General features: G+C 54.0%; 10 protein-coding genes. 6 read left to right on the forward strand and 4 right to left on the reverse strand.

Annotation, left to right across the window (positions count from 1 at the left end; all coding sequences use genetic code 11):
- The first annotated feature begins 6 nt into the window (after window positions 1–6).
- The 3 genes from NK55_RS04715 (at window position 7) to NK55_RS04725 (ending at window position 4,324) form a co-directional block, all read left to right on the forward strand.
- Window positions 7–2,334 (forward strand): NAD-binding protein, encoded by a 2,328-nt coding sequence (locus NK55_RS04715; protein WP_024124645.1) that lies wholly within the window; start codon window positions 7–9, stop codon window positions 2,332–2,334.
- A 435-nt stretch (window positions 2,335–2,769) separates the two neighbouring features.
- Window positions 2,770–3,369 (forward strand): FHA domain-containing protein, encoded by a 600-nt coding sequence (locus tag NK55_RS04720; RefSeq protein WP_051372784.1) that lies wholly within the window; start codon window positions 2,770–2,772, stop codon window positions 3,367–3,369.
- A 52-nt stretch (window positions 3,370–3,421) separates the two neighbouring features.
- Entirely contained in the window at window positions 3,422–4,324 is a 903-nt protein-coding gene (locus NK55_RS04725; protein ID WP_024124646.1) for a methyltransferase, read from the forward strand.
- On the opposite strand, the gene NK55_RS04730 is transcribed toward NK55_RS04725, so the two are convergent.
- Both NK55_RS04730 and infC read right to left on the reverse strand, forming a co-directional pair.
- Window positions 4,317–5,060, reverse strand: a complete 744-nt coding sequence (locus NK55_RS04730; protein WP_024124647.1) for a M50 family metallopeptidase — start codon at window positions 5,058–5,060, stop codon at window positions 4,317–4,319. The two genes, NK55_RS04725 and NK55_RS04730, sit on opposite strands and share 8 nt — an antisense overlap.
- 16 nt (window positions 5,061–5,076) lie before the next feature.
- Entirely contained in the window at window positions 5,077–5,571 is a 495-nt protein-coding gene (infC, locus tag NK55_RS04735) for a translation initiation factor IF-3 (RefSeq protein ID WP_051372785.1), read from the reverse strand.
- Window positions 5,572–5,889: 318 nt separating this feature from the next.
- Between infC and NK55_RS04740 the strand changes: the two genes are divergently transcribed.
- The 3 genes from NK55_RS04740 (at window position 5,890) to NK55_RS04750 (ending at window position 12,700) form a co-directional block, all read left to right on the forward strand.
- Window positions 5,890–7,053 carry an efflux RND transporter periplasmic adaptor subunit gene (locus NK55_RS04740; RefSeq protein WP_051372786.1) on the forward strand — a complete coding sequence of 388 codons (1,164 nt, stop codon included), beginning with the start codon at window positions 5,890–5,892 and terminating at the stop codon, window positions 7,051–7,053.
- 19 nt (window positions 7,054–7,072) lie between these two features.
- Complete coding sequence (locus tag NK55_RS04745) at window positions 7,073–10,207, forward strand: efflux RND transporter permease subunit (protein WP_024124650.1); 3,135 nt, start codon at window positions 7,073–7,075, stop codon at window positions 10,205–10,207.
- A gap of 63 nt (window positions 10,208–10,270) precedes the next feature.
- A complete protein-coding gene (locus NK55_RS04750) occupies window positions 10,271–12,700 on the forward strand; it encodes a DNA topoisomerase (ATP-hydrolyzing) subunit A (protein ID WP_024124651.1) in 2,430 nt (809 codons plus the stop codon).
- On the opposite strand, the gene tilS is transcribed toward NK55_RS04750, so the two are convergent.
- Entirely contained in the window at window positions 12,621–13,655 is a 1,035-nt protein-coding gene (gene tilS / locus NK55_RS04755) for a tRNA lysidine(34) synthetase TilS (RefSeq protein WP_024124652.1), read from the reverse strand. The genes NK55_RS04750 and tilS overlap by 80 nt on opposite strands.
- 10 nt (window positions 13,656–13,665) lie before the next feature.
- Complete coding sequence (gene ccsB / locus NK55_RS04760; RefSeq protein WP_024124653.1) at window positions 13,666–14,625, reverse strand: c-type cytochrome biogenesis protein CcsB; 960 nt, start codon at window positions 14,623–14,625, stop codon at window positions 13,666–13,668.
- Between the last annotated feature and the right edge of the window lie 114 nt (window positions 14,626–14,739).

Genomic DNA, 14,739 nt, shown 5'->3' on the forward strand with positions numbered 1-14,739 from the left:
GAGAATATGGCTAGCCTCAAGGATGTCATTGACGGCCAACTGCGCCAACTCTTGGGTAGCAGTGGAACCTGGTTCATTGATGTCGGCGATCGCTACTTCAGCATCTGGATTGAATCCACCAACCTTGATCTCAATCGCCTAGCCACTTGGGGTAAGACCTTCTGGCAGCAGTGGCAGCGGGGCAATTTCCTGCTCTTTGTGGCAGAACCCCATCAGCCTTTTCCCTATTGGTGGAAATCGTGGTCTGTTGCCTCAGCCCTACCGCAGTCAACTCAGATAGGTGAAACTGTTGCCAGCGATCGCTTTATCATCTGTGGCTTGGGCAGTTTAGGTCAGTTTTGTATTCAAAGCTTGCACCGGTTTGCCGGTGAGCATTTGGCTCTCGAAATTTGCGCCATTGACCGCCACGCCAACATTGAGTGGGAAATTCCCCAGTTGACAGAGTTGCTCAGTGAGCCTGTGATCATTGGTGATTGTCGGCAAGAGGCGATTCTTAAAACCGCTCGTATTGATCGCTGCCGCACACTACTGGCGGTGACGAGTGATGAGGCTACCAATATTGCCACGGCGATTGTGGCTCGGCGCTTAAATCCAAATGTCCACCTTGTGGTGCGCTCTAGTCGTGATAATCTCAACGCACTTCTCAAGAAAAAGTTGGGGAACTTTTTGGCGCTCAATCCCACCGAACTGCCGGCACCGGCCTTTGCCCTTGCAGCGCTTGAGGAGAATATCCTTGCTGTGTTTACGATTGAGGGGCAACAGTTTCGGGTCTTGCAACACACCATTACCGCCGATAGTCCCCTAGTGGGCACGCCTGTCCACCACTGGCAGCGCCGTCATCAACGCCTGATTAGTATCCGCACCTGCCATTCCCAGTCCTCGATTTTCCAGCCGACTCGCCCCCACCGTCTCTTTAACCATTGGCCGCCGGATTTGTGCTTTCAGGCGGGCGATCGCCCCATTTGGATTGAACGGGTACAGAGGGTGACCCCATCGCCGATGTCAGAGCCGCATTCGCTTCAGCAACTACTTCAGTGGGTACGGCAATTTCCTGAGCAGGTACAACGATTTTGGCAGTGGATCCATCGCGATCGCTCCCGCGAATTGATCTTCAATGGCCTTTGGATTGGCAGTAGTCTGTGGCTGTTGACTGCTATCCTGCTGCGCTACAACGTCCCCAAGCTAACGTGGCAAAAGGCCTTTGCTGCCGGGTTTATTCTCTTGCTGGGGGGCTTTGGTGATGTCTTTGGTGGGCTAGACAACGATCCGGTTCCTCCTTGGCTGTTGGTGGTCTGTATTTTGGTGGCGATCGTGAGTCTCCTCTTTATTGTCGGCATCTTGGGACTTTTGGCAGAAAAACTGCTGCAAGCGCGGTTTGACTTTCTTAAGAAACGTCCTCCCCTGCCTGCAGCGGATCACATCATTGTGGTTGGGCTAGATCGCATTGGTCAGCAGGTCGTGCAGCTTCTACGCGCCTTCCGTCAGCCCCTGGTCCTACTGGTGGACAACCCAGAGCAGACCCAGCTTTTTGAAGACCTGCCAATGCTCCTTGGCAACATTCCAGAAAAGCTCCCCCAAGCCCATCTGGAAACCGCCAAAAGTGTGGTTCTCACCACCGCCGATGAAATGTTGAACCTAGAGGCAGCCCTAATTGCCCGCCAAGCCACGGAACAGCGCGAGTCCCCCATTGGGTTGGTCATTGGTATTCACAATCCCACCCTCACCAACGATCTGCAAGATCTCCTACCCCGTGCCCGTCCTCTTTGTGCCTATGCCCTTGCTGCCGAAGCCTTTGCTGGTGCTGCCTTTGGGGAAACGATGTTGGGTTTGTTTCAAATTGATCAGCAGACGGTACTGATTGCCGACTACACCGTTGCCGCTGGAGATACCCTTGAGGGCAAGTTGATTGGGGAGGTGGCCTATGGTTATGCAGTCATTCCCATTTTTTACAATCGCCATCAGCAGTTTCTGGGCGGTGAAACCAGTCATCAGTTTTTGCCCAGTGACACGCTGCAACTTACGGCGGGCGATCGCCTGACTGTTTTAGCGACGATTGATGGCCTACGGCGCATTGAACAGGGCAAAATGGCGCCCCGACGGCTCTGGCGGCTTTGGGTCGGTCATCCTCGCATCGCGGAAGCGGCCCTAGAAATTGGGAATCTGATCACCAAGATCACGGGTCTGCCCCTACTGCGATCGCGCACCTTTATCCAGCAACTGCCTGCTGCAATCACCCTTGAACTCTACGAACCCCAAGCCTTTCGCCTCGGTCAACAACTACAGGCCCTAGCCCCCGTGCGCCTCTTTCCCTTGGCAGATCGAGAAAAGGGGTAGGTAGAAATCGGCCTCATCTATAGCTCTGCATTAGCGAAGAGATTGAAAGATCAAATGAATTAATTTTGGTATTGTGACATAGAGTGCCGGTCTCATTATTTAGGTCCATAAATGTTCTGCCTAAATCAAGGTAAAAACATTTACAAAAATCTATTAATTTCTTACCGCAACTGCTGCCAGGGGGCAGGGCTAATGTGTCCCTTTTGTTAAGGAAGCCTTCTTTGTTCCTCCTGAGTTCAAAAGTGATCACCAAACTACGGTGGTTGGGGTTTTGTGCTCCGCCTTTACGCCCTAGTTTCTGACCCTCTTATTGAGAGGGGATGGGATTGCGGCCCGGGGATGGTCGTTGCCCCTAGCTTTTTTGATATCTTTGGGAATTCTAGTCCTCAGGCTAAGATAGTGACTAGTTATCATCCATCAATCTAGGCTGTTCCCATGAGCGGTAACCATGAGCACCATCTACTCAACATCGAGGATGAAACGGGTAAGCGCACAATCCCTTTGGATGCAGCAACCTACTCCATTGGCCGCGATGTCACCAATGCGATTGTCATCCATGGTCACGGTGTCTCACGGCAACACGCCTTGCTGCTGCGGATTCCCTCACCAAATGGCTATCGCTATCGCGTGGTGGATGGTAATGCTGAGGGTAAGCCCAGTGCCAACGGTCTCCTCGTGAATGGCCAGCGAGTGCAAAGCCATGAGCTAAAAGATGGAGATGAAATTAACTTTGGTGGATCCGTCAAGGCGCACTACGCCACCGTGTCGATGGGGGATGCGGAGTTTGTCAAATATTTGAAGAGCGTCAACTATCACAGTATTAAGGCAGTGCCCATGACCGCAACGATTACCCAAGCAGAGGAAGGTGCAGAGGATAAACAATCAGAAGAAGAAACGAAATTTAATGCCACTCCCCCCCACCGCCATCCAATGCTCCCCCAGCGTCGGCTCCGACACCCAAATCCGCTTCCCCTTTGCTGCCTATTGTTGCCGGGATGGTCATTGTGCTTGCGATCGCGGGAATTGGCGTTGTGATCATGAACCGACCCCCTGCCCCCCAACCGCAGCCCCCTACGCAAACGCAGTGATGGCCTCTTCCAAAAACTTAGCTCCTGCTTTGAACTCAACCTGGCAACCGCAACCCACCGCCGACGGCTCTTTTACATTTTTTTCTTCGGAGTTTGGCGAAACATTCCATAGCCTTAGGGGAGCGCGTCAAGAAGCCTTTGAAAAGTTTGCGATCGCCACCGCTCTGCCCCGCAAAGCCCAAGCCTCTCATCTGCGGCTTTTGGACATCTGCTATGGTTTGGGCTACAACACTGCCGCTGCCTTAGAGGTCATTTGGCAGCACAATCCCACCTGTCAGGTCACGATCATTGGCCTAGAGCTAGATGTGGGCGTTGCCCAAGCAGCTTTAGCGGTGATGCCCCCTTGGCCAGCATCGGTTCAAGAGATTCTTGAGGGATTGGCTCAGCAACAGCGGGTGAGCATCCCACGGTGTGAGGCACGACTTTTAATTGGGGATGCCCGCCAAACGATTCAAGACCTTGTTTGCCAGGGATTCCAAGCAGATGCGATTTTTCTCGATCCCTTTTCACCCCAGCGCTGTCCGCAACTGTGGACGGTAGAGTTTCTCAGCTTAGTGGCTCAGTGTTTGGCACCGGCGGGGCATCTGGCCACCTATTGTCGTGCGGCTGCCGTTCGTTCTGCTTTGCAGGAGGCGGGTTTACACCTTGGGACACTGCCAATTGTTGCCCCCCGGCACAGCCATGAATGGGCACAGGGAACTGTGGCTCGCTGGCAACCAGATCAACTCATTCCCCTGTCGCTGATGGAACAGGAACATTTGCAAACCCGTGCGGGTATTCCCTACCGCGATCCCCACCTGCGGGATAGTGCCCAGACGATTCGATGGCGCCGCCAAGTGGAGCAGCAAACTGCTAACCGTGAGTCTACAAGTCGTTGGCGACACCGCTGGGGCATTACCTAGGGTGGGTATAGGCCACCTTGAGACTCCACAGCAGCAGCCACAACGTCATCCCAGAAATCAATGCTCCCCACAGCCAATAGGGAAGCCAGAGGTACCGTTGAAGAAGCCCGGTATCGGAAAGCTGGGGCCCCGCAATGGCATAGGTAAAAAGGTAGTCCACCTGCTGAAACGTGCTAATACAGGCCTGAACCCCAAGGAACTGAATTGAAATCCCCTTGAGCCAGCGATTCCCGCGATAGGCCACCAGCAGAATGGCAATCGCCACCAATGTCATGAAGACAATGCCAAACAGCGATCGCACCCACAGCAGCAGCGAGACTAGGATCATCATCCCTAGGGCTTTGAGACAAAGGTCTGTGGCACGATGGGAGCGGCTCGACAAAATAAAGAGACTGCCAGCGATCGCGGGTCCCAGTGGCCCACCAATGGCGACGAAGCCATGTCCTAAATTTCCCAGTAGCACCTCGCCCCCATAGCGCGCAAATCCTGAACCATTGGGATAGATGACCAATTCCCGAAAGTAGCCCCCCAACAGAATCGCCGTGAGACCATGCCCCATCTCGTGGAACCATGTGGCCAAGATTGTAAAGGGGTAGAGCAGATAGTTCCCCAAGGGAATCTGCCAAAGAAGAATTGTGGCCAGGGCAGCGATCGCCAGCAGCAGTGCCGAACGGGGTTGCTCACTGGCTGAAACCTCCAGCGGCGGGGATTTGGGCTCTGGACGAAAGCCAAACATACGGCCCTAGCATTGCTTACCGCTTTGGTGCCAAAAACATGATCATATTGCGCCCTTCTTGCTTTGGTGCCTGCTGCACTTCGGCCACCGCTTGCAGGTCATTGGCCATACGGTTGAGGAGCTCTTCTGCCAAGTGGGAGTGCTGAATTTCTCGGCCTCGGAATGTCACCGTAGCCTTGACCTTGTCCCCGGCTTTGAGGAAACGCTCCGCGCGGTTGATGCAAACATTGTAATCGTGTTCTTCGATTTTGTAGCGCATCTTCACCTCCTTGACATCGGAGGTATGCTGCTTTTTGCGAGCTTCACGCGCCTTCTTTTCCTGTTCAAAGCGAAACTTGCCGTAGTCAATAATTTTGCAAACGGGTGGATCTGCCTTGTCACTGACAAGAACCAGATCAAGCTCCTTTTCGCGGGCGATCGCGATCGCCTCTTGGGACGACATAATCCCCAATTGGGAACCATCAGTATCCACCACCCGCACCCGCGGAAAACGGATGCGCTCATTAATCATCGGTTGTTCTTGCTGCGTTTTCTTGGTAAGAGCCACTGGTACCTGTACTGTCGTTGATAAAGGTTGGTGCAAGGATTGTCCTAGCCTCTAAGGTAGACCAGAAATGACCCCCTGCCCCTTGCTCTACATCTTAGCGGAGGATTGCCAATAGAAGGTATTCTCTCTGCACCCCAGATATACAAAAACTCATCATTAAAGCAGCACTCGCCATAGGTGCCTTTAGGCTAGACTGAGGGTACTTATTGCCTACGCGGGGTCACATAAGGTCTGAGGTATGGTGCAACGGCAACTGTTCACATCAGCTCTCCTAGGAAGTCTTTGCTTCCTTGCTACCGCCTGTGGTCAACCAAAGGCAAAGGCTCCCCCCCAGCGGCCCGGGTGAAACTTGCGGCGGTTCAAACGGAAACTCTTTTGCAAACCGCTGTTTACAACGCCTCTTTGCAATCCCGTGAGTCCATCACCCTACAACCCCAAGTTTCGGGTCGAATTGCTCAAATCAATGTTCAAAACGGTCAGTTTGTCAATCAAGGTCAGCCCCTCATCCTCATTGACCCCTCAGAACAGCAAGCCGTTGTTGCCAGCAGTTTAGCCGCAATTCAATCCGCTCAAGCGAATGTAGAGAATGCCCACTCCATCCTCCGCGCCCTTGAAGCCCAGCGACGTGCCAATCTCGCCACTGTAGAGTTCAATCGGATTCAAGCGGAACGCTATACGGCGCTCTTAGCGGAAGGGGCTGTTTCCAAGGAACAAGCGCAATCCTTCATCACCAGCTTTCGCACCGCCCAAGCAGCACTCCAACAAACCGAAGCCGATATTCGTGCCCAACAGGCCACCATTGCTCGCTTAGAAAAAGCCCTCCTTGCTGCCCAAGCTAACGCCCAGCAGCAGGCCATTGTCCTAAATTGGTTTCAGGTGCGCGCTCCCTTTAGTGGTGTTGTTGGCAATATTCCCCCCAAAGTAGGGGATTTTGTAACGCCCCAAACCAACCTCCTCACCCTGACCTCAAATCAACCTCTAGAGGTCTATATCCAAGTGCCCATTGAGCAGATCCCCCGCATTCGGCTGGGAACGCCGGTGGAGTTAGTCGATATCAATGGCAGTGTTGTCGGTAGGAGTTCCGTTTTTTTCATTGCCCCCAACACCACCAACAATACCCAAACCATTTTAGTTAAGGCGCTCTACAACAATACTCGGAATAATCTCCGTGCCGATCAACAAATTCAAGCCCGTATTATTCTCGATCAGCAACCGGGGATTCTGGTGCCGACGACGGCCGTCTCCAATCTTGCCGGCCAAAACTTTGTCTTTGTTGCCGAAAAAGACACCGAGGGCAAAATGATTGCCAAACAAAAGCCCATTCAAGTGGGGGCAATCCAAGGGAACAGATATCAAGTTTTTAAAGGCCTCAAACCGGGAGAGGAAATTGTTGTCTCGGGAATTCAGCGCCTGCGCGATGGTGTGCCCATTACTCCTGAGTCTTAAAACTGAGTCTTAAAAGAGCATGATTAGCAATTTTTTTATTAAACGCCCCGTCTTTGCAACAGTTTGTTCTCTACTAATTATTCTGGTGGGGGCGATCGCGCTGCCAACGCTAGCCATTGAGTACTACCCTAACGTCAGACCACCGACAATTCAGGTATCTGCCAACTATGCCGGTGCTAATGCCGAAACCGTCGAAACGAATGTCACCACAATCCTAGAAACGCAAATTAATGGCGTGGAAGGGATGGATTACATTGACTCCACCAGTAACAGCTTTGGCAACAGCAATATCACGATTACCTTCACTGAGGGCTATGACGAAAACATTGCGGCGGTGGATGTGAATAACTTAGTTGCCTCTGTTACCTCGCAACTGCCACCAGAGGTCATTAACACTGGGGTCAATGTTAGCAAATCCACGAATCAGATTGTTTTGGCCTTAGCCCTGTACCCAGAGGAGGGCTACGACTACGACGCCACCTTCATCAGCAACTACGCGACCCTCTATGTGGTACAACCTCTGCAACGTCTGAAGGGCGTAGGGAAGGTTCAGGTCTTTGGTCAACGCACCTATGCCATGCGGATTTGGCTTGATCCCAATCGCTTAGCCAGTCGCGGTCTCACGGCTCAGGATGTGGTGCGCGCTCTCTCCGATCAGAACGTCCAAGTGGGGGCCGGGATTATTGGTGCCCCCCCAGCACCAGAGGGACAGGAGTTTCAAATTTCCATTCAAGCCCAAAGTCGCTTAGCCTCAGAAGAAGAGTTTGCCGACATTATTATTCAGCGCGGTGAAGATGGCTCCGTGGTTCGCATTCGCGATGTCGGTCGGACTGAGCTAGGAGCACAAAACTACAACACCAACTTTCAGTTTGATGGCCGTAACGCGGTTGGGATTGGTATCTATCAACTCAGTAGCGCCAATGCCCTCGACATTGCCCGTGCTGTGGAGGCGGAGATGGCTATTTTAGCCGAGAAATTTCCCCCCGGACTGAAATGGAGTGTGGGATTTAGCACCACCGATGCGGTGCAGGAGTCGATCAAAGAGGTGGTCATTACACTGATTGTGGCCATCATTCTTGTGATTGCGGTGATCTTTTTATTTCTTCAAGATTGGCGTGCCACAATTATTCCGTCGGTGACGATCCCCGTCTCGTTGATCGGCACTTTTGCGTTTATGAAGGCTTTTGGGTTCTCGATTAACAGTCTGACCATGTTTGGTCTGGTGCTGGCGACGGGGCTGGTGGTGGATGATGCGATTGTGGTCGTGGAAAATGTCACCCGGCTCATAGAAGACGAGGGCATGACTCCCCAAGAAGCGGCCAGTCGCTCAATGGCGGAAGTCACCGGAGCGTTGATTGCCACCTCATTGGTGATGATGGCAGTCTTCATTCCTGTGGCCTTTTTTCCGGGGGTTACTGGGCGGCTGTATCAGCAGTTTGCTTTGACGATTGTCTTTGCAATTGCCCTTTCTACTTTTAATGCCTTAACCCTTTCTCCCCCTTTGTGCGCTCTGCTCCTGCGGCGGGAACGTCCCTCGATGGCGAACTTTATCTTGTTTCGCTGGATCAACCGCTTGATTGCAAGAACGCGGCGAGGCTATGCCCGAAGCCTCAATGTGATTGTGCGACTAAAATACTGGGTGCTGGCGGGCTTTGTCGCCCTGCTGGGGATGACCTACTGGCTGTTTCAGATCGTTCCCGGTGGCTTTGTCCCCCAAGAGGATCAGGGCTATTTTGTCACCCTTGTACAATCACCCCAAGGGGTCTCCCTAGAGTACACGAGTAATATTGTCTTCAAAACAGCGGACGCGATCGCCCAAAATCCAGCGGTCGAACATACCTTTGCCATTGGCGGCTTTAGCTTCTTCGGCACAGGTTCAGATAAAGGAATTATCTTTACGAGTCTCAAGCCTTGGTCACGGCGGCCAACCCTTGATCAGTTGCTACCCCAGTTTCAGAAGGTGGTAGCGGGTGAACTCGGAGCAGTGGTGTTTTCGTCCAATGTGCCGACCATTAACCTTGGTGGGAGTGGCCTTGGCGGCTTTGATATGCAGGTGATGGATCAGCAGGGCCTAGGTCTTGAAACCCTTGCAAGTTCGGTGAACGAGCTGATCCTAAAAGCAAATAACACTCCCGGTTTTGTTGCTGTTAATACCCCCTTTGCCATTAATGCCCCCCAGTTAAATGTGACGGTTGATCGCACCCGCGCCCTTGCCTTGGGGGTTTCCCTCAAGGACATTTTTAATGCTATGCAGATTTACTTGGGGTCGTTATACGTTAACCAATTCACAATCTTTGCCCGCAGCTACCAAGTAATTGTGCAGGCGGACAAGCAGTTTCGCTCGAATCCCGATGACATCAACCGCATCTATGTGCGTTCAGAGCAAAATGCCCTCATTCCCCTCAGTAATCTCGTAAAAATTGAAGAGGTCTCGGCACCGCCCATTATTTATCACCATAACCTGTTCCGTTCGGCAGAGGTGACCGGCCAAACTGTGCCGCCCCTTAGTGATCGTCAAGCGATAATGACCATGGCATCCTTGGCTGAGGAGGTTCTCCCCAATGGCATCGGCTATAGCTGGACAGGGTTATCCCTAGAGTCCGTCCGCTCCGCAGGCCAAGCACCGTTGATTTTTGGCCTTGGTTTGGTGTTTGTGTTCCTCGTGCTCTCAGCGCAGTACGAAAGCTATATTGACCCCTTGATCATCATCCTTTCGGTGCCTTTGGCGATCATGGGCGCGTTGCTGGCACAGTGGTTGCGGGGGCTGAATAATGATGTGTTTTGCCAAATTGGCTTGGTGATGCTGATTGGCCTCGCCAGTAAGAATGCGATCCTGATTGTGGAGTTTGCCAACCAAATTCGTGAAAGCAAGGGCACTACCATTGTCAAGTCGGTGATTCATGCTGCCGAAGAACGGCTGCGCCCTATTTTGATGACGGCAATCTCCTTCATTTTGGGCATCTTCCCACTGGTAATTGCCACGGGGTCTGGCGCAAAATCCCGTCACTCCTTGGGAACCAGTGTCACGGGTGGCATGATTGCGGCCACATTCCTCAGTTTCTTTGTGGTGCCGATCATTTACATCCTCATTAAGGAAGTGGTGGCACGGCTGACCAAGGAGAAGCCCGAGGAAGCAACGCCAAGGGGGTCTTAGCTTACTTTACTATTTGCAAAACTCTTGTATCGTGGGGAATGATCCTTTGGCTCGTTTGTGATCATGCCCAAGCAACTGGATTTGCTGACCTCTGGACAGGTGATTCCTACACCACTGCACAGTGAAATGCAGCGCTCCTATCTGGAGTACGCCATGAGTGTGATTGTGGGGCGGGCGCTACCAGATGTACGGGATGGGCTAAAACCAGTACATCGGCGGATTCTCTATGCGATGTACGAGTTGGGGCTGACGCCCGATCGCCCCTTTCGCAAGTGTGCACGGGTCGTGGGGGATGTGCTCGGGAAATATCACCCCCACGGGGATCAAGCGGTCTATGAGGCACTGGTGCGCTTGGTGCAGCCCTTTAGTAGTCGCTATCCGCTGTTGGCGGGGCATGGCAATTTTGGCTCCATTGATGATGATCCACCGGCGGCAATGCGCTATACGGAAACGCGCTTGGCAGCGATCGCCCACCGCACGCTACTGGAGAATATCAGCGATGCCATTGTGGATTTTGCTCCCAACTTTGACAGTTCCCAAGAAGAACCATTGGTGTTGCCGGCGCAACTGCCGATTTTGCTGCTGAATGGCTCAACGGGAATTGCGGTGGGCATGGCTACAAACATTCCACCCCACAATCTGGGGGAAGTGGTGGATGCACTAATTGCTCTCATTGACCGACCCCATCTCTCCCTAGAGGAGCTCCTCACCCATCTGCCGGGACCAGACTTTCCCACGGGGGGTGTGATTGTGGATGGGGCAGGATTGCTACACGCCTACAGGACGGGTCGAGGAACAATTACACTGCGGGGAGTGGCTACCCTTGAGGATATTGCGCCCGGACGCGGCCGCCACCGCCGCCAAGGGATTGTGGTGACGGAGTTGCCCTATCAGGTGAATAAGGCGGCATGGATTGAAAAGGTGGCCGATTTGGTGAATCAAGGTCGCCTTGAGGGCATTGCCGATCTGCGGGATGAGAGTGATCGCGAGGGGCTGCGGGTGGTGATTGAACTAAAGCGGGATGCCCCAGCGGCGCAACTCTTGGAGCAGCTCTATCACCTAACAGCGTTGCAAGTGACCTATGGCATCAACTTGATGGCACTGGTGGGCAATCAACCCCGCCAGCTCTCCCTCAAGGAGATCCTCAGGGAGTTTTTGCAGTTCCGCGAAAAGACGCTGCTGCGGCAATATCACCATGATCTGGCAACAGCTCAAGCCCGCCAACAGGTGGTGACGGGACTCTTAATCGGCCTCAATGCCGTGGAGCAGGTGATTGAGATTGTGCGATCGGCGGCGGATGGCAGTGCAGCCCAGCGGGAATTGATGACCCGCTTGGGTTTGAGCGATCGCCAAGCTAATGCCCTGATTGCCATGCCCCTCCGCCGCCTCACCCAACAGGAACGCCAAGAACTGGAACGGGAACAGGCGGAGCTGCAAGCGCGGATTGCCCAATTACAGACCCTGATTCACCAGCGGCCTGAGCGCCTCAAGGCACTGAAGAAAGAATTGCGGCAGTTGAAAAAAGAATTTGGCGACCCTCGCCGTACCCAAATTCTGAGGGAAACTCCTCCCCCTGAGGAAGTCGCTGATTGTGGGGGGGATTCCCTCTGGATAGAAATCAGCTGTCGCGGCTATGGTCGCTGTCTGCCCCAGCAGCGTCGTCGCAGTGGTCTGCCGTTGCAAACGTGGCTACCGTGGTCAGAGCCATTGCCCTTGGGCTTCTCGGTACAGGCCAGCGATCGCCTGTGGGTGTTTACGGAGAGTGGCAAGGTCTATCCGCTGCCTGTGGAGCGACTACCCGTCACCAGCCGTCGTGAGGGCGATCGCGGCCAACCCCTCCTTACCCTCCTAGCGGAGTCAGCTCAAGGGGAAAGCCTCCTTACCGTCATTCCCAGTCAAGCCACAGCGGAAAAGCTCATTCTGCTGACGCGCCAAGGTCGCATCAAGGTGATTCCCATCTCAGACCTGCAAGACCTGAGGGGGCGCGGTCTCCAACTCACCAAACTGAAGGCGGGGGATGCCCTTGGTTGGGTATTGCCTGCGGACAGGGATCATTTGGTGTTGGCCACCTCGCGGGGGCGGGTTTTTCACTTTTTCATCCCCGACATTCCAGCTTTGGGACGGCTCAATCAAGGTCAAGCGGCGGTGCGCCTTAGTGTGCAGGAGATCTTGGTGGGGGCGATCGCCCTTTCGGAACGAGAAAATGTTATCCTCGTTACCGCTTCCGGTCTTGGTAAACAAGTGCCCTTGCCCCTGATTGAAGTGGTGCCCCTCGGTCATTTAGGTCAATTGGCGATGCCCTTGCAGCAAAAATCGGATCGCTTGGCGGGCATTGGCCCTGGCCGTAGCTCCCTCGCACTGGTGACGACCCAAGAACGGGCCTGGATCACCAATGGGGAAGAGATCCCCCTCCTTAATAAAGAGGCGATGGGGGTGGCGATCGCCCCCCTTGACCCGGGGGAACAGGTGCAGGCGGTGGTGGCATTGGCCTAACTAATTCAATCCAGCGGCCACAGACTCGCAGGTGCTTGCCCCCTGGCAGGCTTGCGGTTTGGCTACCATTGCCGGCAGTGATCAGAGCTCGGACTGCTTCAATCACCCTGAAGTTGAGACCCCGTTTCAGGTGCTGCCGCAGAAAGCGCTGGATTAAGCGGCGTTGCAGGGCAAGGGGCAATTCCCGCAGGCGCAACCGATCTAAGGCCGGAGGATGCTCGCGGATCACTGTGGGGGCAAGACGCTCCACCTCAGCCTCGAAATAGGCGCGATCGCTAGCGAGCAGCTCAGCGGTTTGGCCAAGCACCTCTTCCAGATTCGGATTGAAGTGCTGTTGTAAATAGGGGATTAACTCCAAACGCAGCCGATTGCGGCGATACGCCACATTGTGGTTGGTTTCATCCTGCCAGATGGGCAATCCGTAGGCTTGGCAAAAAGCAGCGGTTTCAGCGCGGGTCATGCCCAGGAGCGGGCGCACCAACTGAATAGCGCCCAAGGAACGGCTGGGCAAGAGGGTGGCGAGGCCATCGGGGCTAGTGCCCCGCAACAGATGCAGCAATAGACTTTCAGCGCGATCGCTCTGGGTATGGGCTGTCACCACATGGGTGCAATCCAACGCCTTGGCCATGATCTCAAAGACTTGGTAGCGCCATGAACGGGCTGCTGCCTCAGTTTTCGGCAAATCAGGGGCACTCACCACCTCACAGGGTAGATGCCATTTCTGCGCTAGCTGTCGGACAAAATTTGCATTGGCGGTGCTATCTGCACGCCAGCGGTGATCACAATGGACCGCCGCCAAAAACCACTGCCAGTGGGGTTGTAGATCCAGCAACAGGCGCGTTAAACAAACGGAGTCTTGCCCCCCCGATAGAGCAATGAGAATGCGTGACCCCAAAGGAAGCCATTGCTGGATTTTTAAGGTGGTGTGCAGGCGGGCGTGGTGAATGCCCCACACGGGCAACCCCCTAGAAGAACCAGCCGTAGGAGTGTAGGCCCTTCCCCAGCAGATTCACCCCTAGGTAGCAGACCCAGACCACTCCAAAGCCAACCGTGGCGAGAATCGCCGGTTTACGTCCTTGCCAATCGCGGGTAATGCGGGCATGGAGATAGGCAGCATACACCAACCAAACAATCAGTGCCCAAGTTTCTTTTGGATCCCAACTCCAAGGTGCGCCCCAAGCCTCGTTGGCCCATACGGCACCGGAGATAATGCCAATCGTCAACAGGGGAAACCCCAGACCAATCATGCGGTAGCTCAGGTTATCGAGGGTTTCGGCTAAAGTCAGGCGTTGTAAACTCAATTGCAGAGCTGGTGGGGTGAGTACCGTTGTGCCACCGCCCCCCGTCGAGGATTCTAGGGCAGGGTCTGGCGGGCGACTGCGGAAGCTGCCTGTTCCCACAGAACTCCCCCTGAGGTTGATGGGCTGGCCCCAGGTGACGATAAGAAAGGCGATCGCCAACAGGGAGCCCACCATCAAGGTGGCATAGCTGAGCATCATCACACTGACGTGCATCATTAACCAGTTGGACTTGAGAGCTGGCACCAAAGGGGCTGACTGTTGCATCTCAGGGGGCAGAGAGAGGGCAGCAAAGGCTGTAATTCCCATTGCAACGGGTGCAGTGACAACTCCCACAAGGGGCTGGCCACTGATGGACTCGGCGACAAAGTGCATGGCCGTCAGCCCCCAACACAGGAAAAAGAGGGATTCATAGAGATTACTGATGGGAAAGTAGCCCCCCTCAATCCAGCGCGCCGCCAGCAGGCCAGTAATACAGAGGTTAGCGATCGCTATCCCCGTGCGACCGGCAGCGGTCAGCAGTGGCCACTGGGGAAATGCTGCCCCGCACCAGTAGAGCAACATGGTGATAAAAAGTACCGCAAAGGCGGTATTATCGAGCCAACCTTCTAGGGTCAATAAATCCATAGGTTTTTGTATTGCCAGCCTGCTACTCTTTCTGTATTGTACTGTCCGAACCGCGCTTTTCTGGGATAGGGGAGTGGGTTCCATTCTTAGTAACAAGGGCTGTACCACAATTTA

The sequence above is a fragment of the Thermosynechococcus sp. NK55a genome (assembly GCF_000505665.1).
Taxonomy (GTDB): Bacteria; Cyanobacteriota; Cyanobacteriia; order Thermosynechococcales; family Thermosynechococcaceae; genus Thermosynechococcus.